Source organism: Ralstonia mannitolilytica (assembly GCF_000954135.1).
GTDB classification, from domain to species: domain Bacteria; phylum Pseudomonadota; class Gammaproteobacteria; order Burkholderiales; family Burkholderiaceae; genus Ralstonia; species Ralstonia mannitolilytica.
Map to the genome: position 1 here is coordinate 1,037,691 of NZ_CP010799.1, position 16,655 is coordinate 1,054,345.

A 16,655-nucleotide genomic window follows, 5' to 3' on the forward strand; every position below is an offset into this window, starting at 1 on the left:
CCTTGATATTTGGCGGATCAGCGTGCGGTATGCAGCCGCATCATGGCCTTTTCTGCGTTGCCGGCAATCAGGTCGGGCAGCGCGTCGAGGCTCTGATCGATGGCGCGGTCGATCTGTTCCTGTTCTTCCTTGCGCGGCGCTTTCAGCACGAAATTGGCAACGTCGTGCTGGCCGGACGGCGCGCTTCCCGCCGGCAGAAGGTTGCGCGGGTGCCCGATGCCCAACCGCAGCCGCCAGAACTGCTGCGAGGCCAGGTGTGCGGCGATGTCCTTCAGACCATTGTGGCCGCCGGAGCCTCCGCCGAGCTTGAGCTTGACCACGCCGGGCGGCAGATCGAGCTCGTCGTGCACGACGAGAATCTCGTCCGGCATCACCTTGTAGAAGCGCGCCAGCGCCACTGTGGCCAGCCCGGAGCGGTTCATGAACGTTTGTGGCTGCAGCAGCCAGACTTCGTGGCCCCAGAGGTTGGCGCGCGCGGCATGGCCGTGAAACCGTGTTTCGTTGCGCAGCGTCACGTTGCCGATGCGCGCGAGCTGGTCGACGAGCCAGAAGCCCGCGTTGTGACGCGTCGCTGCATATTCGGCGCCCGGATTGCCGAGCCCGACGATGAGTTTGATCATGCGATTGGTGTCAGGGTAGGGTGCAGGAAGCGCCCCTCGATCGTACAAGCATAGCTGCTTTCGGCAGCCTGGAGCCCGGGAGGCTTGTCCCGGGACCGGCCAGAAAAAAAGCCCGGCGAGACCAGCTCGGCGGGCTTTTTCGACTCGCGACGGGACGCGAGGTGCGGCGGCAGCTTAGGCGGCCGGCTTTTCTTCGCCTTCGGCAGCGGCAGCGCCTTCGCCAGCAGCGGCCGACTTCTCGCCAGCCGGCACGCTGATGTTGGCCACGGCCGGGTTCTCATCGCCACCGTGGGTGAGGATGGTCACGCCCTTCGGCAGCTTCAGGTCGGAGATGTGCAGGGTCTGACCGATTTCCAGGTTGCCCAGGTCCACTTCGATGAACTCCGGCAGGTCGGCCGGCAGGCACGACACTTCCACTTCGTTCACGATGTGGTTCACGATACCGTGGCCCAGCTTCACGCCCGGTGCGGTTTCCTGGTTCAGGAAGTGTAGCGGCACCTTGACGTGGATCTTTTCCTTGGCCGACACGCGTTGGAAGTCAACGTGCAGAACCAGCTGCTTGAACGGGTGCAGTTGGAAATCGCGCAGCAGCGCCTTTTCCACCTTGCCGGCCACTTCGATGTCGAGGATCGACGAGTGGAAGGCTTCCTTCTTCAGCGCGTGGTACAGCGCGTTGTGATCGAGTTCGATCAGCTTCGGCTCGGCGGCACCGCCGTAGATGATGCCCGGGGTCTTGCCGGCATTGCGCAGGCGGCGGCTCGCACCAGTGCCCTGAACGCTACGCTCGAAAGCGACAACTTTCATGATTGCTCCAAACGAAAAAGACGACTCGCGACCAAGCCGTCTGGTGAACGGGGCGCCATATTGCGCCCTCGGAAACGCCGCAGAAGTGCCGTAAAGCCGACGTTTCTGCGGTAAAGCCTTGAATTATAACAGTAAACTGCCTGGGCGCCGCGTTATTCGGCGAACAGCGACATGATGGAGTCGCCGCGCACGATGCGGGTGAAGGTCTCGGCCAGCAGCGGGGCGGTCGAGAGCTGGCGGATCTTGCCGCACTTGATGGCGTCTTCGCGCAGCGGGATGGTATCCGTGACCACCACTTCGTCCAGCGCCGAGTCTGCAATGCGGGCGGCCGCGCCGCCCGAGAGCACCGGGTGCGTGCAGTACGAGAACACCTGCTTGGCGCCGCGCTCCTTGAGCACCTGGGCCGCCTTGCAGAGCGTGCCGCCGGTGTCGATCATGTCGTCCATGATCACGCAGTTGCGGCCGTCGACTTCACCGATGATGTTCATCACCTCGGCCACGTTCGCCTTCGGGCGCCGCTTGTCGATGATGGCCAGGTCGACGCCGAGCTGCTTGGCCAGCGCACGTGCGCGCACCACGCCGCCGACGTCCGGCGACACCACCAGCAGGTTGTCGTAGTTCTTCTTGCGCAGGTCTTCGAGCAGGATCGGCGATGCGTAGATGTTGTCGACCGGGATGTCGAAGAAGCCTTGAATCTGGTCGGCGTGGAGATCCATCGTCAGCACGCGTTCGACGCCGGCGACCTCCAGCATGTTGGCCACGACCTTGGCCGAGATGGCCACGCGCGCCGAACGCGGGCGGCGGTCCTGGCGGGCATAGCCGAAGTAGGGGATGGCGGCCGTGATGCGACGCGCGGATGCACGCTTGAGCGCATCGACCATCACCATCAGTTCCATCAGGTTGTCGTTGGTGGGGGCGCAGGTGGACTGCAGGATGATCACGTGCTTGCCGCGCACGTTTTCCTGGATCTCGACCTGGACTTCACCATCAGAGAATCGGCCGACAAGGGCCTTGCCCAGCGGAATGCCCAGGTGCTTGACGACAGCTTCTGCGAGTTTCGGGTTGGCGTTGCCGGTAAAAACCATCAAGCCTTCGCTGCTCATCGGGGCACCTGTTTTGACTTCAGACGCGCCGGTCAGCTTGGGCGCCAACCGGGCAATTGCTGGGAACATGAGGAAGAAAATGGCAGGGGAGGAAGGACTCGAACCCTCGCATGCCGGAATCAAAATCCGGTGCCTTAACCAACTTGGCGACTCCCCTACACAACCGATCGGTTACTGCTTCCATTGCAGAAGCAATAACTGCAAACCCTACACGGCAAACCTCGCGAGCGGGTGATGCGTCAGACCTGCCGCACACCTACCTTCCCACGCGGAAGGTACCTGGTCCGCTATCGCCTGCGCATGCTCGACGTTGTCGAACGGAGCGAACACGCATGCACCGGACCCGGTCATCCTTGCCAGGGGGCTGAACTGACGCAGCCAGGCAAGAGCTCGGGCGATTTCGCCGTATTTCCTTTCCGCCACCGCTTGCAGATCGTTGCGACCGTAAGCGAAAACAATTTGTCGGTCAGGAAAGTCCGTAATTATGGTGCGGGGCGTATCCCGTGTCAACCCATCGTCAGAAAAAATTGCAGGGGTCGGCACATGCACGCGCGGGTGGATGACCACGAACGCGGCCGGCGGCAACGTGACAGGGGTCAGCTCTTCGCCGATGCCCTCGGCGAAGGCGTTCTGGCCGAACACGAAGAAGGGCACGTCGGCGCCCAGCTTCAGGCCAAGCGCCATCAGCGTCGCGCGTGGCAGATCCAGGCCCCACAGGCGGTTGAGTGCGAGCAGCGTGGTCGCCGCGTCGGATGAGCCGCCGCCAATGCCGCCGCCCATCGGCAGGCGTTTCTCGACGGTGATGTCGACGCCGTATGTGCAGCCGGTTTCGGCTTGGAGCAGGCGTGCCGCGCGGATCACGAGATCGTCCTCGGGCGGCACCCCGGGGATGTCGTTGGTGCGCAGAAGACGGCCGTCCGGACGCCGCGTAAAGTGCAGCGTGTCTGACCAGTCGATCAGCTGGAAGACGGTCTGCAGCAGATGGTAGCCGTCGGGCCGGCGGCCGACCACATGCAGGAAGAGGTTGAGCTTGGCGGGCGCGGGGCAGTCGCGCAGTTCGTCGGGCGCAGAAGTCATGACGGACGGCAGCGGATTATTGGTCCAGCACGAGCCGCACCGTGAGTGGGCCGTTGGCGCCCTGCGGACGCTCCAGGTCGAGCCGGCGGATACGGGCGTCGCCCGGCGCGTCATCCGCCCAGGCGACGTAGCGCACCGTCCAGCCGTTCTGCTCGATGGTCTCGGGACGTGATTGCGCGTCGCGCGCCACGCGGGCGGGGGCGCCGGGGGCCGGACGCGCGCGCAGCCAGTCGCGCAGGCCCGCCACCGGCAGCGAAAAGCCCAGCGCATCCTGCATCAGCGTGTCGACTTCGGGGGCGCGCCGGGCGGGCTGGTTCGGCAGTTCGAGCGTGGCGCCCTGATTGTTCTGGCTGACGATGGCGAGTGTCTGGCCCAGCGGCGACATCAATTCAAGCTGCACGTCGGGGCCGCGCTCGCGCCACAGGAAGCTGCCGACGGCGCTCTGTTCTGCATTGCCCTGGGTGTACCGCGCCGAGAAACGGCCCTGGTACCGCGTGACGGTGGCGTCGGTGTCCTGGGTGCCGGCAAACAGGTCATTGGCCGGCCGCACGCTCGCGCAGCCGGTGAACAGGAGGCAACTCACGCCGAGCATCAGTGCGCCGAACGCGCTTGGAAGCCGCGCCGCCATCAGTTCGTGCTCGCCGGGGGATTGGGGATCGGCTGGCCGAAGCGGCGCAGCGTGTCGCGCAGCGTGTTGTCGTTGATGTCGAGCTTGGCGGCTTCCATCCATACATTGCGCGCGTCGTCCTGCTTGCCGGATTGCCACAGCACCTCGCCGAGGTGCGCCCCGATCTCGGCTTGCGGAGCGGCGCTCCACGCCTTGCGCAGGATGTCGGTGGCGGCCGGCAGATCGCCGCGGCGGTATTTGACCCAGCCCAGGCTGTCGGCAATGTAAGGATCATCCGGCGCCAGCGAGACGGCCTTCTCCAGCAGTTCCTGCGCTTCCTGAAGCCGGATGTTGCGATCGGCCAGCGAATAGCCGAGCGCGTTGTAGCCGATGGCCTGCCCCGGGCGCAGGTCGATGACCTTGCGCAGCAGCGTTTCCATGTTGTCGTAATGGCCGTCGTGCTCTTCAAGCATGGCCAGCTGATACGTGTATTCGACGTTGTCCGGATCGGCGCTCAGCAGTTCATTGACGCGTGCCCGCGCACGGCCGTAGGCCTTGGCGTCCATCAGCATGCCGATCTCGGCCTGACGGATGCCGTCCATCAGGGCCTGCCGGCGTGGGCCGTCGGGCACGTCTTCCGCATCGGCGACGAGTTCGTCAAAGGTCTGCTGCGCTTCGTCGATGCGGCGCAGCTTGCCCAGCAGCTGGCCGCGCTTGATGCCGGCCGCCATTGCAGTCTGGCCGTCGGCGTCGCCGTTGGCCGAACCGGTGATCTTGTCGACCCAGCCGAGCGCCGCGGCGTAGTCCCGCTTTTCCTCGGCCAACTGGGCCAGGCCCTGGTAGCCCGGCTCGGGGCTCAGCGTGGGCGACTTGGCGGTGGCGGAGATGTACTCTTTCAGGTAGCGCTCGGCGTCGTCGTACTGGCGCTGCTGCAGGTTCAGCAGGCCGAGGGCCAGCGTGATGCGCGCATCGTTTGGCGCGATCTTCTTGAGGGCCTCGAATTCGGCGCGCGCCTGGTCCTGCTGATTGCGCATCAGGTACATGCGGGCCAGCGCCAGGTGGCCGTCCAACGAGGCCGGCGCGGCCTTCAGGAACGTGCGCAGGCCTGCGATCGCGGCATCGGGGTCGCTATCGGCGCGCAGTTCCGCTGCGAGGATGGCGGCGTCTTCATAGCCGGGCCGCAGTTTGAGCGCGGTATCGAGTTCCGACAGGGCGCCGGGCACATCCTTGGCGGCGGCCTTGGCGCGTGCCAGGGCCAGATGCGTTTCGGGGCGCTGCATGTCGTGCGCCGCGATGCGCTGCAGCGCCGCCACGGCGCCTTGCGGATCGCTGCTCTTGGACATCTGCTGCTGCAGCTGCAGCAGGGCGTCCGCGCGCTGGCCCGGCGACACCTTGTTCAATTGCGCCTGCAGCATCGGTTCGACTTCGGACCACTGGCCGGTGGCAACCAGCAGCAGCTGCTGCACCTGACGCGCCGGCATGGACGTGGGCGACAGCTCCACCCACACGCGCGCGGCGGTCAGGGCTTGCGTGGGCGAGCGGCCCAGGAACGCAATTTCGGTGGCGCGCTGGGCGAAGCGCGGGTCGCGCGTGTCGTGCGCGAGGCTCAGATATGTGCGGTACGCAGGTTCGGCCAATCCGCGCTGCAGCGACACCTCTGACGCGAGCACGCGGTACATGATGTCGGCGGAAAGCGGGACGCGCGGCAGGTCCGCCCGATCGGCGCCTTGAAGGCCGCTACGCGGGCGCGAACGTTCGAGCTGGATGGCGGTGCGGCCATCGCCTTCCTTGCTGCCTTGGGCAACCGGGGTGGGAGCGGACACCGGAGGCGAGGCCCATGCGGGCAGGCTCGTCAACCCTCCCGCTACCAGCGCGGCCAACAGAGCGGCTCGGCTGCGCGGGAATCGCCGCGGGCGTTGCGTCGCGGGCGAACGGGAGAGGGCGTGGGGCATGGTGTCGAAGCTCCGGATGGGGGTTCGGGGCATTGTAGCCTGACCGCTACAATCGCCCGCATCGTCAAAAAGCTTGGAGCCGCACATGGGACGGAGGTTCGATGCCTGAGTTGCCGGAGGTCGAGGTCACCCGGCTGGGTCTGCTACCGCATATTACCGGGCGACGTATCGTGCGCGCCGTCGTGCGCCATCACGGGCTGCGCTGGCCTATCGACCCGGCGCTTCCCGAGCTGCTCGCCGGGCTGACCATCACCCGCGTCCTCCGTCGCGGCAAGTACCTGCTCATCGAATGCATGCCGCAGGCGGGCCAGGGCGACGTGGTGGGCGGCTGGCTGCTGATCCACCTCGGCATGACAGGCACCTTGCGCGTCCTTGAGGCGCCGGCCCCGCCCGGCGCCCACGATCACGTCGATATCGAACTGGCCGACGCAACCGGCGTGCCGATCACACTGCGCTATCGCGATCCGCGCCGCTTCGGGGCGTTGCTGTGGCACCCCGGCGACGAGGCTGGCCTGGCCGAGCACCCATTGCTGCGCAATCTCGGCATCGAGCCGTTCGACGCGCGCTTTGACGGCGACTGGATGTACACGCGCACACGCGGACGCCGCGTTGCCGTCAAGTCTGCGCTGCTGGCCGGCGACATCGTGGTGGGCGTGGGCAACATCTATTGCTCGGAGAGCCTGTTCCGTGCCGGCATCCGGCCCACCACGGCGGCCGGCCGCATCAGCCGTCCGCGCTATGCGGCGCTGGCCGAGGCCATCCGCGCCACACTGGCCGACGCCATCGCGCGCGGCGGCAGCACCTTGCGCGATTTCGTGGGCTCCGATGGACAGAGCGGCTACTTCCAGCTCGACGCATTTGTGTACGACCGCGCCGGCCTGCCATGCCGCGTTTGCGGCACACCGATCCGCCAGATCGTCCAGGGGCAGCGCTCCACGTTCTACTGTCCGGCCTGTCAGCGCTGAGCGGTTCACCCCGGCGGCTGAAAGCGCCATTCGTAGCAGGGTGCTGGAGCGATTCAGGCGCCATTCCGCAAGGTTTTCGAAGTGGGGTGAGCCGCCGCCGATGGCATCCCGCAACACTTCGCTGCCCGGGCTGGCGAAGCGTGCGGAAAGTTCTCCCGAAAGCAGGTCGTTCCCTGTATCGTTCCACCTAAATTTGTGCATTTCTGTGCCGTAATGGGCGGTATCTGCGATGCCGAGGGGCGCGCGCGTTTTTCGCGGTCGGGTCGCGCACACAAAAAAGACAAAACGATGAACAACACGCTGAGCACACAGTTCGAGCAATACAGCGCGTGGCGCGCTTCGGTACTGCAGTCGGTGGGTGAATTCCAGGACTGGCTGCAAGCCCAGGAGCTGTACGACGCGCAGGCAGACATGCGTGCGCAGCGCATCCGGGGCGTGCTGCGAAGCGACAAGCTCAAGGTCGCCTTCATTGCCGAGTTCTCCCGCGGCAAGAGCGAGCTGATCAACGCCATCTTCTTTGCGGACTTTGGCCGCCGCATCCTGCCGTCGTCGGCGGGCCGGACCACGATGTGTCCGACCGAGCTGATGTACGACGAAAGCTATCCGCCGTCGATCCGTCTGCTGCCGATCGAGACGCGCCTGCACGATGCGTCGACCGCTGACTTTCGCGATGCCGAAAGCCATTGGCTGTCGGTGCCGCTCGATCCCTCGTCGCCCGAGGGCATGCTCGAAGCGTTCCGCCATGTGGTGGAAACCGTGCGCGTGCCCAAGGAAGAAGCCGAGCAGCTGGGCCTCTATAACGACGCCGATCCTGACGCCGCGTTTTCGGTGGATGCCGCCGGCACGGTCGAAGTGTCGAAGTGGCGGCACGCGATCATCAATTTCCCGCACCCCATGCTCAAGCAGGGGCTGGTGATCCTGGATACGCCGGGGCTGAACGCCATCGGTACCGAGCCGGAACTGACGCTGCGCCTGATTCCGGATGCGCATGTCGTCGTGTTCGTGCTGGCAGCGGACGCCGGCGTGACCAAGAGCGACCTGGAGCTGTGGCGCTCGCACGTGGGCGGTGGGCAGCGCAAGGGCTGCATCGCGGTGCTGAACAAGGTCGATGGGCTGTGGGATCCGCTCAAGACCGACGAGGAAGTCGAGAGCGAAGTCAGCCGCCAGATCATGACCACGGCACAGGTGCTCGATATCGATGTCGAGCGCGTGTATCCGGTGTCGGCGCAGAAAGGGCTGCTGGCCAAGGTCAGCCACGATTCGGCTCTGCTCGCCAAGAGCCGCTTGCTGGAACTGGAGTCGGTGCTGTCGGATCAGCTGATCCCGCAGCGGCGGGAGATCGTTACCGAGCAGGTGCAACTGGCCGTGAAGGACATGGCCGCCGGTGCGCAGCAACTGCTGCAGATGCGCCGCCGCGACATCGTCGAGCAGCTGTTCGAACTGCGCGGCCTGCGCGGCAAGAACCACACGATGGTCAAGCACATGCTCATGCGCGTGCAGGGCGAGAAGGAAGAGTTCGAGCAGAGCATCGCCAAGTTCCAGGCGCTGCGCACGGTGTTCGGCCGCCACAGCGCCGAGATCATCAAGAGCGTGCAGCTCAAGCAGATCCGCTCGACCATGCGCGAAGCGCGCGAGAAGATGAAGGAGCGCGTGTTCTCGCGCGGCCTGCGCGACGATATGGACAAGCTCTTCGCGCATCTGACCGACCTCGTGCGCGACGCGGCAGCTCGCATCGACCAATTGCATCAGATGGTCGACGGCATGTACAAGAAGTTCAACGCCGAGCACGGCTTTACGCTGTCGCCGCCGCTGCGCTTCCTGGGCACCCGCTATGACGCCGACCTGAAGGAAACGCTGCAGCTTGCGCACAATCATTTCGGCGCGTTCAGCTTCCTGACGCGGCCGAAGCCGCAGCTCGTGCATGGCGCGTTCTCGACCGTGGCCAGCCGCGTGCTGGATACCTTCCAGGACATGAACCGCGACATCGAGATCTGGCTGAAGTCCGTCATGACACCGCTCGAAGCGCAAGTCCGCGATCACCAGAAGCAGCTGCGCAAGCGTGTGGATTCGATCGAGCGCATCCATGAAGCGACGGACACGCTCGAGACGCGCATTGCCGAACTCGAAGCACTGCTCAATACGCTGGACGAACGCAGCGGCACGATTGCGCAGTACTCCGACCGCATCCTGGCGGCAGGGACGATGCTGGAGCGCCAATCCGTTGCGGCGTAATGCGGAGGGGAAACCGTGAGAAGGGCGCCTGCGGGCGCCTTTTTCGTTCTGGTAGGATCGCCGCCGGCGCGCATCTTCCGCGCGCCGCCTGGACATCACACGCATGACCACCGCTGCCCGCCGCGCACCACGCACCGCGCAAGTTGCTCCCGCACTACCGCCGCTTCCCGATGATTTCGCCGTACGCGTGATCGCCTGGCAGCAGCGTCACGGCCGTCACCACCTGCCGTGGCAAAACACCGGCGACGCGTATCGCACCTGGCTGTCCGAGATCATGCTGCAGCAGACGCAGGTGAGCGCGGTGCTCGGCTACTACGCGCGTTTCATCGAGCGTTTCCCGACCGTGCAGGCCCTCGCCGCCGCGCCCGCCGACGACGTGATGGCCGCGTGGGCGGGCCTCGGCTATTACACGCGCGCCCGCAATCTGCATCGCTGCGCGCAGATCGTGGTTGCCGAGCATGGCGGCGTCTTCCCGCGCGATCCAGCGGTGCTGGCGACGTTGCCTGGCATCGGCCGCTCGACCGCTGCGGCCATCGCCGCGTTTTCGTATGGCGTGCGCGCTGCCATCCTGGATGGCAACGTCAAGCGCGTGTTCGCGCGCGCGTTCGGCATCGACGGGTTTCCTGGCGACAAGCGTGTCGAAGACACGATGTGGCGCATTGCTGAGTCGGTGTTGCCGCCGGCAGAAGGCATTGAGCCGTATACGCAGGGCTTGATGGACCTCGGGGCGACGGTCTGCACCCGCGGCAAGCCCGCGTGCCTGACCGGCGAGCGCGCCTGTCCGCTCGAATCGTTGTGCGAAGCGCGCCGTACCGACCGCGTGATGGAGCTGCCCGTGCCGCGCCCGCGCAAAGCCATACCGGAGCGTGCCGCCACGCTGGTCATTGCGCTCCACGGCGATGCGGTGCTGCTGCAGCGCCGGCCGCAGCGCGGTATCTGGGGCGGGTTGTGGTCGCTGCCGCTGGTGGGCGAGATGGACGATGCGCTCGATGCGCATCCGCTTGATGTGGCGGCCGTGCGCCAGGCGGCGCAGGGCTATGGGGATGTCTCGTCGGTTGAGCGTGCGGGCGCGCTTACGCACACTTTCACGCATTTCCGGCTGCACATGCACTTGTTGCGCGCCCAGATCACCACGCCCGCAGCGCTGGACGACAACTGGCGCTGGGTTCCGCTCGCGCGGCTGAATTCGGTGGGGTTGCCTGCGCCGGTCAAGCTGGCGCTCGAGACGTTGGTGCAGCCGAGCCTCGTCTAGCGCGGCCGGTTCGGCATCACAGGATGTGGTGCTGCTTCATGTAGCGATGGACGATCTCGATGCGCATGCCGGCGTCCATCAGCTCCATCAGCCTCTGCTTGGCCTTGAGCGGCACCGGCAGCAGTTCGCACAGCCGGTTGGCGACCCAACTGGGCCTGTTCCAGTCGTACGGTTCCATCATGGGGAGGTTGCCATCTTCGCGCGCGCCCAGCGTGGTGATGATGCGGCGCAGGGCGCCCACGCAATCGTCGAAGAGCTCGCCCTTGCAGTCTTCCACATCAGCGCCCAGGGGCTCCACGGTCCCGCGCATCAGGCCGTTGGCCGTGGTCTCGAACGACAGGACCCTGAAGCGCTGCGTGCCCCGCACCTTGATCATCAGCAGGCCGAGCTGCTCCATGTCGCATTCAATGATGTGGGCGATGCAGCCGACGTTGACGGGGATGGTTGGCGCATCCGAGGTGGCGACTTCGTTACCGTGCTCGATCAGGCATACGCCAAACGGTGTCTGATCGCGCAGGCAGGTGCGCACCATGTCGATGTAGCGTGCTTCAAAGATGCGCAGAGGCAGCAGGCCGCCAGGAAACAGCACCGTGTGCAGCGGGAACAGCGGCAGCTCGGTCGGCAGCGGCGGCAGCGGCGAGAACGGCGAGAGGGCGATGTCTTCTTGCATGGACTGGCTTTGGGCTGGCGGCGGCAAGATCTTCGCGTGGCGCCGCGCGAGCCGTACCCAAGCGACGTCGGCCCGCGCGCGTGGCGCGCGGCTCAGCCGTCTACGGCCAATTCGCGGTGGCGGACCAACACATTACCATGCGCCCGGAAGTACGTGGCAAGCCTTTCAGCGATGTACACCGAGCGATGCTGGCCGCCCGTGCAGCCGATGGCAACGGTCAGGTAGCTGCGGTTGTCGGCGATGAAACTCGGCAGCCACTTTTCAACGTAGGCGCGAATGTCTTCGGCCATTGCCAGCACCATCGGCTGGCTCTGCAGGAAATCGATGACGGGCTGGTCACGCCCCGTGAGCGGGCGCAACTGCGTGTCGTAATACGGGTTGGGCAGCGAGCGCACGTCGAAGACGAGGTCGGCGTCGGTCGGCACGCCATGCTTGAAGCCGAACGATTCGAACATCAGCGTGATGTCGTGCGGCTCATCGCTGATGAATTCCTTGATGTACGCGCGCAGGGCGTTGGTGCGCAGCGTGCTGGTGTCGATGCGGTGCGCCGGGTCGGCCAAGGGGCTCAGCAGCTCCCGCTCCATCTCGATGGCTTCAACCAGCGACGTGTCAATCCCCTTGGCCGCGGTCTGCGCATCCCGGACGTCCGGGCGGCCGTTGCGAATCGACAATGGATGACGCCGGCGCGTTTCGGAGTAGCGCTGCACGAGCGCGTTGGTGCTTGCCGTCAGGAACAGCATGCGCACGTCGTGTTCCTTGCGCAGCAGCGTGACCGTTTCGGGGACCTTGCGCAGCGACTCGCGGCTGCGGATGTCAGTGGCCACGCCCAGGTGCGTGTAGCCCTGATCTGCGAGATAGCCCGCGAGCTCGGGAATGAACTGGGCGGGCAGGTTGTCGACGCAGTAGTAGCCTGCATCTTCGAGCACGTTCAGGGCGACCGATTTCCCCGAGCCCGACATACCGGTGATGAGAATGATCCGCATGCCGCGAGGATAGCATTCCTGTGTTGCAAAGCAGCGATCCGAAAAAAAAGGCGACCTGCACGGCCGCCTTTCTGCTGCACGGTTAAGCGGATGCTCAGCCCTTCGAGAGGCACTCGCTCTGGGCCTTTTTGTACTCGTCGCCCTTCTTGCCCTTGTTGGCCTTTGCGCACGCGGCCATCTTTTGCTGCTGGGTCATCGGCGCGGCAGCCGGGGCGTCCGTCTTGCCAGACAGGCAGTCGCTCTGGGCCTTCTTGTATTCAGCGCCCTTCTTGCCCTTGTTGGCCTTCGAGCAGGCGGCCATGCGTTCCTGCTGCGACGTCTTGGCGGCGGGAGCGGCAGCCGGTGCGCTGGCCTGAGCGAAAGCCTGGCCGGCCAGGAACGGGAGCGCCAGGGCGCAAGCGGCAATCAGTTGTTTCATCGTGGATTCTCCTTGGGTGGCCTAAAGAAGAGCGAGCGGAGAGGGCCGCCGCGCTCGCGATGAACGCCGCCGCGTGCGTGCTCGGCGCATTCCTTCCCACAACGGGGAGGGCGCATGTCGGGTTGACGTTTCGCAACCAAAACTAGGGTAAAACCGGCCCTATTGCGAAACTATGTTTCGACATCGTTAAAGCAGCCGACCCTGCGGCGAGTGCGATGCGGCCTCGGCCTGCATGGCCGCGCGCTGGCGGTCCATGAAATCGCGCAGCGTGTCGATGCCCCGTAGGCGCAGGATGGTGTTGCGCACGGCCGCTTCGACCAGCACGGCCAGGTTGCGGCCGGCAGCCACCTGGATCTTCACCATGTGGATCGGCAAGCCGAGGACGTCGAGGTACTGCGAATCGAGCGGCAGGCGCTCGAACTCGCCATCGTTGCGGCGCACGAGCTGGACGATCAGCTTGATCTTCATCTTGCGGCGCACCGCTGTCTCGCCAAAGATCGTCTTGATGTCGAGCAGGCCCAGGCCGCGCACTTCCAGCAGGTTCTGCAGCAGAGGCGGGCAACGGCCTTCAATGAAGTCGGGCCCCAGGCGCACGAAATCGACGGCATCGTCGGCCACGAGCCCGTGACCGCGCGAGATCAGTTCCAGCCCGAGTTCGCTCTTGCCCAGGCCCGAATCGCCCATGATCAGCACACCCATGCCGAGGATGTCGAGAAACACCCCGTGCATCGTCACGCGCGGTGCGGAGATGCGCGACAGGTACAGGCGCAGGTGGTCGATGACGGCGGCCGACGAAATCGGCGATGTGAACAGCGGTGTGGACGACCGCGTGCAGCGCAGTTCGAGGTCCGGCGGCGGGTTCACGCCGTCTGCCACGACGAGGAAGGGCGGCTCCAGCAGGATCAGTTCGCCCATCTGGCGCTTGCGGTTTTCTTCCGACAGACGCTGGTAGTACGTGATCTCCGGCTTGCCGAGTACCTGGATGCGGTTCGGGTGGATGAGGTTCAGGTGCCCCACCAGGTCCGCCGCAGATGTGGCCTCCTTGGCGAAATCCACGTCGAATGCGCGGTCCGCGCCTTCCAGGCCGGCGACCCACGACAGCTTCAGGTCGGCTGCGTTGTCGTCGAAAATCGATTGGGCGGTGACGCCGGTCAGTTCCATAGCAGGGCAGGGCGGGCACGGTGCGTTCGCAATCGGTTGCCCGGTCAGGCGAAGGCCGATTGCGCCGCGCTCAAGGCCGCCAGTCGGTCAGTAGCTGGTGAATCGCCTCGGGCGACGGCAGGGTGGCGAGGCCTTCGCGCATGTCGCGATCGGACAGCAGTTGGGCGATTTCGGAGAGGATTTCCAGGTGCTGCTGCGTGGCCTGTTCGGGCACCAGCAGGAAGATGAGCAGCGAGACAGGTTTGCCGTCCGGCGACTCGAACGGCACTGGCTCGGACAGGCGCATGAAGGCCGCCAACGGCTGCTTGAGCCCCTTGATTCGGCCGTGCGGGATGGCTACGCCGGCGCCGAGGCCCGTGGAGCCCAGCGACTCGCGCGCAAACAGGTTGTCAGTGACGACGGCGCGTGCCACGCCGTGGTTGTTCTCGAACAGCAGGCCGGCCTGTTCGAATACCCGCTTTTTGCTGGTTACGCTGACGTCGAGGGCGATGTTCCCGGGCGGCAGCAGTTTGGCCAAGCGATTCATGTGCAATGCGTGAAATGAGCGGCGTCCCTCTGCACCAAATTGGCGCGCGGACAATCGGGTCATTATAGACCACGTGTCGCGCGGCTTTGTGCGGCGCACCAGCGGTGTGCCGGGCAGAGAGGCTGATCCCCCAAGGCTGCAATTGACCGGAGCCGGCAGTGCTTGCCCGGCATCGGCGCTCTTCTTGCCAGCATCGCGCCAAAAACCGCGCCACGCCAAGCATTCAAACTTTGTTCAGATTTTAGCCCGACTTAATTCCCATGCAATCGGATTCGTCGGCGGTGCACCATGGCATAAAAAAACCGCGCCGACTCAGGGCGCGGTCTTCATGATGCCGTCTTGCTATTGCTGCATCTGCGCGGCCTGGAAGGCCTGATGCTTCACGCTGTCACGGTCGTGTCCTTGAACACGGTCCTTGTACTTGATCACCTGCCTGTCGAGCTTGTCGACGAGTAGATCGATGGCCGCATAGAGATCTTCATGGTGTGATTCGACGAAGACGTCCTTGCCCTTGAGGTGCAGGTTGATTTCTGCGTACTGGCGACGATCCTTCTCCTTGTGGTTATCGACCGATAGCAGGACGCTGACGCCAATCACCTGATCGAAGTGCCTGATCACACGCTCCAGTTTCGTTTCCACGTACTCACGCAGCGCAGGCGTGATGTCCAGGTGGTGTCCACTGAGTTTGAAGTTCATAGCGGTTCTCCTTCTCACGGATGGGCCGCACCGGAACTGCCCGCGATGCGGCTATAAGGACTTGCGCAGATTCACTGCTGGGATCTTCAGGGCTTCGCGGTACTTGGCCACCGTCCGACGGGCCACCACGAATCCTTGTTCGCCTAACAGCTCGGCAATTCTGCTATCGGACAGAGGATTCTTCGGGTCTTCGGCTCCTACAAGTTGCTTGATGAGCGCGCGTATCGCAGTGGATGACGCAGCCCCGCCGGTTTCCGTCGATACATGGCTGCCGAAGAAGTACTTCAGCTCGAAGGTGCCCATGGGGGTCGCCATGTACTTGTTGGTCGTCACACGGGAGATCGTGGACTCGTGTAGACCCAGTGTATCGGCTATTTCCCGCAAAACCAAGGGCCGCATGGCGATTTCACCGTGCGTGAAGAAGCTCTTTTGACGCTCGACAATGGCTTGCGAGACACGCAGGATCGTATCGAAACGCTGCTGGATGTTCTTGATCAGCCAACGTGCTTCCTGCAGCTTCTGCTGCAGGTTGGCGGCGCCGGCTTCACCGCGGCTGCTGCGCAGGATCTGCGCGTACATGTCGTTGATGCGCAGACGCGGCATCACTTCGGGATTCAACTGCGCCATCCAGCCCGCACTGGTCTTGCGCACGACGACGTCGGGCACGACAAAGTCGGCCTCTGCGCGGCCGAACGCATGCCCTGGAAACGGCGCCAATGAACGAATGAGCTCGTGTGCCGCCTTGAGCGCCGGCTCGTCGACGGACAGTGCCTTCTTCAGCCGTGTGTAATCGCGTGCGGCGAGCAGTTCGAGATGGTGATTGACGATCGTGAGCGCGAGCGTCTTCGCCGGTGATTCGAGCCGGTGCAACTGCAGCGACAGGCATTCGGCGGCCGAGCGCGCGCCGATACCGGGCGGGTCGAAGCTCTGCAGCATGCGCAGCGCGGCTTGCAGTTCGTCGAGTTCGACCTCGAGTTCCGACGGCAGATCGGCGAGGATTTCGTCGAGTGTGCCCGAGAGATAGCCTTCGTCATCGAGCGATTCGATCAGGAAGATGACGAGGCCCTTGTCGCGCATCGACAGCTTGAGCGGCGCGAGCTGCTCCATGAGGAATTCGCGCAGCGTCGGCTCGGCTTCACGCAGCTGCATGGGCGCGCGGTCGTCTTCGTCCGATTGCGGCTTGCGGGCGAAGTCGTCGAGGCTCCAGTCGGAGCGGTCGGATCCGTAATCGCTGTCGAAGTCGGCGCTGCTCTCGTAGCTGGTTTCGGGAGCGTCGGTGCTGTCCGTGCCGTTGGGCGCGGGCGGTGGCGATTCGGTGGGCAGCGGTGTGGCGCTGCTGCTTTGCAGCGCGTTGACGGAGCCATCTGCGCCGATGCGCGCGGACGTGTCGAGCCACTCGTTTTCCCGCTCCAGCAGCGGGTTTTCGGTCAGAGCCTGTTCGACTTCCTGCTGGAGTTCGATGGTCGACAACTGCAGCAGCCGGATCGACTGCTGCAACTGCGGCGTGAGCGCCAGATGCTGAGAGAGACGAAGCTGGAGCGACTGTTTCATGCGGGCTATTCTATGCCCAACAGTCGGCCGATGGAACG

General features: G+C 64.9%; 16 protein-coding genes and 1 tRNA gene. 3 read left to right on the forward strand and 14 right to left on the reverse strand.

The window, feature by feature from the left end:
* Positions 1-17: 17 nt before the first annotated feature.
* The 7 genes from pth to TK49_RS05045 all read right to left on the reverse strand — a co-directional run bounded on the left by pth (position 18) and on the right by TK49_RS05045 (position 6,163).
* On the reverse strand, positions 18-620 hold the full coding sequence (gene pth / locus TK49_RS05015) for an aminoacyl-tRNA hydrolase (RefSeq protein ID WP_045785722.1): 603 nt from the start codon (positions 618-620) through the stop codon (positions 18-20).
* Positions 621-794: 174 nt separating this feature from the next.
* The gene (locus TK49_RS05020; RefSeq protein ID WP_045785723.1) at positions 795-1,424 is read right to left on the reverse strand and encodes a 50S ribosomal protein L25/general stress protein Ctc; all 630 of its coding nucleotides are present in this window, start codon (positions 1,422-1,424) and stop codon (positions 795-797) included.
* 152 nt (positions 1,425-1,576) lie between these two features.
* Entirely contained in the window at positions 1,577-2,527 is a 951-nt protein-coding gene (locus TK49_RS05025; RefSeq protein WP_045787753.1) for a ribose-phosphate pyrophosphokinase, read from the reverse strand.
* Positions 2,528-2,607: 80 nt separating this feature from the next.
* Positions 2,608-2,684 (reverse strand) — tRNA-Gln (locus TK49_RS05030).
* Between the two features lie 50 nt (positions 2,685-2,734).
* The gene (gene ispE, locus TK49_RS05035; protein ID WP_045785724.1) at positions 2,735-3,604 is read right to left on the reverse strand and encodes a 4-(cytidine 5'-diphospho)-2-C-methyl-D-erythritol kinase; all 870 of its coding nucleotides are present in this window, start codon (positions 3,602-3,604) and stop codon (positions 2,735-2,737) included.
* 16 nt (positions 3,605-3,620) lie between these two features.
* The gene (lolB, locus tag TK49_RS05040; RefSeq protein ID WP_045785725.1) at positions 3,621-4,232 is read right to left on the reverse strand and encodes a lipoprotein insertase outer membrane protein LolB; all 612 of its coding nucleotides are present in this window, start codon (positions 4,230-4,232) and stop codon (positions 3,621-3,623) included.
* Positions 4,232-6,163, reverse strand: coding sequence for a tetratricopeptide repeat protein (locus tag TK49_RS05045; RefSeq protein ID WP_045785726.1), 1,932 nt, complete (start codon positions 6,161-6,163; stop codon positions 4,232-4,234). The genes lolB and TK49_RS05045 overlap by 1 nt, the downstream gene beginning before the upstream one ends.
* A gap of 101 nt (positions 6,164-6,264) precedes the next feature.
* Here TK49_RS05045 and mutM point away from each other — a divergent pair, with 101 nt between their 5' ends.
* From mutM to mutY, 3 genes are all read left to right on the forward strand, one after another.
* Complete coding sequence (gene mutM, locus TK49_RS05050) at positions 6,265-7,128, forward strand: bifunctional DNA-formamidopyrimidine glycosylase/DNA-(apurinic or apyrimidinic site) lyase (RefSeq protein ID WP_045785727.1); 864 nt, start codon at positions 6,265-6,267, stop codon at positions 7,126-7,128.
* A gap of 288 nt (positions 7,129-7,416) precedes the next feature.
* A complete protein-coding gene (locus tag TK49_RS05055; protein ID WP_045787754.1) occupies positions 7,417-9,360 on the forward strand; it encodes a dynamin-like GTPase family protein in 1,944 nt (647 codons plus the stop codon).
* A 103-nt stretch (positions 9,361-9,463) separates the two neighbouring features.
* Positions 9,464-10,612: an A/G-specific adenine glycosylase gene (gene mutY, locus TK49_RS05060; RefSeq protein ID WP_045785728.1), complete on the forward strand. Its 1,149-nt coding sequence runs from the start codon at positions 9,464-9,466 to the stop codon at positions 10,610-10,612.
* 16 nt (positions 10,613-10,628) lie between these two features.
* Here the strand turns inward: mutY and TK49_RS05065 are convergent, their stop codons facing one another.
* The 7 genes from TK49_RS05065 to TK49_RS05095 form a co-directional block, all read right to left on the reverse strand.
* The gene (locus tag TK49_RS05065) at positions 10,629-11,282 is read right to left on the reverse strand and encodes an LON peptidase substrate-binding domain-containing protein (protein WP_045785729.1); all 654 of its coding nucleotides are present in this window, start codon (positions 11,280-11,282) and stop codon (positions 10,629-10,631) included.
* A gap of 92 nt (positions 11,283-11,374) precedes the next feature.
* Positions 11,375-12,265 carry an RNase adapter RapZ gene (gene rapZ, locus TK49_RS05070; RefSeq protein ID WP_045785730.1) on the reverse strand — a complete coding sequence of 297 codons (891 nt, stop codon included), beginning with the start codon at positions 12,263-12,265 and terminating at the stop codon, positions 11,375-11,377.
* A gap of 94 nt (positions 12,266-12,359) precedes the next feature.
* Positions 12,360-12,683, reverse strand: coding sequence for a PsiF family protein (locus tag TK49_RS05075; protein WP_045785731.1), 324 nt, complete (start codon positions 12,681-12,683; stop codon positions 12,360-12,362).
* A 186-nt stretch (positions 12,684-12,869) separates the two neighbouring features.
* A complete protein-coding gene (gene hprK / locus TK49_RS05080) occupies positions 12,870-13,844 on the reverse strand; it encodes an HPr(Ser) kinase/phosphatase (RefSeq protein WP_045785732.1) in 975 nt (324 codons plus the stop codon).
* A 70-nt stretch (positions 13,845-13,914) separates the two neighbouring features.
* On the reverse strand, positions 13,915-14,370 hold the full coding sequence (gene ptsN / locus TK49_RS05085) for a PTS IIA-like nitrogen regulatory protein PtsN (RefSeq protein WP_004633390.1): 456 nt from the start codon (positions 14,368-14,370) through the stop codon (positions 13,915-13,917).
* 342 nt (positions 14,371-14,712) lie between these two features.
* Positions 14,713-15,066: a ribosome hibernation-promoting factor, HPF/YfiA family gene (hpf, locus tag TK49_RS05090; RefSeq protein WP_045785733.1), complete on the reverse strand. Its 354-nt coding sequence runs from the start codon at positions 15,064-15,066 to the stop codon at positions 14,713-14,715.
* Between the two features lie 51 nt (positions 15,067-15,117).
* The gene (locus TK49_RS05095) at positions 15,118-16,617 is read right to left on the reverse strand and encodes an RNA polymerase factor sigma-54 (protein WP_045785734.1); all 1,500 of its coding nucleotides are present in this window, start codon (positions 16,615-16,617) and stop codon (positions 15,118-15,120) included.
* Positions 16,618-16,655 lie beyond the last annotated feature (38 nt).

What these genes read in the sequence shown, in the direction of transcription:
- TK49_RS05055 (WP_045787754.1), top strand. Translation starts at nt 7,417, where the DNA reads ATGAACAACACGCTGAGCACACAGTTCGAGCAATACAGCGCGTGGCGC.
- hprK (WP_045785732.1), bottom strand. Translation starts at nt 13,844, where the DNA reads ATGGAACTGACCGGCGTCACCGCCCAATCGATTTTCGACGACAACGCA.
- TK49_RS05095 (WP_045785734.1), bottom strand. Translation starts at nt 16,617, where the DNA reads ATGAAACAGTCGCTCCAGCTTCGTCTCTCTCAGCATCTGGCGCTCACG.
- ptsN (WP_004633390.1), bottom strand. Translation starts at nt 14,370, where the DNA reads ATGAATCGCTTGGCCAAACTGCTGCCGCCCGGGAACATCGCCCTCGAC.
- TK49_RS05075 (WP_045785731.1), bottom strand. Translation starts at nt 12,683, where the DNA reads ATGAAACAACTGATTGCCGCTTGCGCCCTGGCGCTCCCGTTCCTGGCC.
- mutM (WP_045785727.1), top strand. Translation starts at nt 6,265, where the DNA reads ATGCCTGAGTTGCCGGAGGTCGAGGTCACCCGGCTGGGTCTGCTACCG.
- TK49_RS05025 (WP_045787753.1), bottom strand. Translation starts at nt 2,527, where the DNA reads ATGAGCAGCGAAGGCTTGATGGTTTTTACCGGCAACGCCAACCCGAAA.
- pth (WP_045785722.1), bottom strand. Translation starts at nt 620, where the DNA reads ATGATCAAACTCATCGTCGGGCTCGGCAATCCGGGCGCCGAATATGCA.
- TK49_RS05020 (WP_045785723.1), bottom strand. Translation starts at nt 1,424, where the DNA reads ATGAAAGTTGTCGCTTTCGAGCGTAGCGTTCAGGGCACTGGTGCGAGC.
- mutY (WP_045785728.1), top strand. Translation starts at nt 9,464, where the DNA reads ATGACCACCGCTGCCCGCCGCGCACCACGCACCGCGCAAGTTGCTCCC.
- lolB (WP_045785725.1), bottom strand. Translation starts at nt 4,232, where the DNA reads ATGGCGGCGCGGCTTCCAAGCGCGTTCGGCGCACTGATGCTCGGCGTG.
- hpf (WP_045785733.1), bottom strand. Translation starts at nt 15,066, where the DNA reads ATGAACTTCAAACTCAGTGGACACCACCTGGACATCACGCCTGCGCTG.
- TK49_RS05065 (WP_045785729.1), bottom strand. Translation starts at nt 11,282, where the DNA reads ATGCAAGAAGACATCGCCCTCTCGCCGTTCTCGCCGCTGCCGCCGCTG.
- TK49_RS05045 (WP_045785726.1), bottom strand. Translation starts at nt 6,163, where the DNA reads ATGCCCCACGCCCTCTCCCGTTCGCCCGCGACGCAACGCCCGCGGCGA.
- ispE (WP_045785724.1), bottom strand. Translation starts at nt 3,604, where the DNA reads ATGACTTCTGCGCCCGACGAACTGCGCGACTGCCCCGCGCCCGCCAAG.
- rapZ (WP_045785730.1), bottom strand. Translation starts at nt 12,265, where the DNA reads ATGCGGATCATTCTCATCACCGGTATGTCGGGCTCGGGGAAATCGGTC.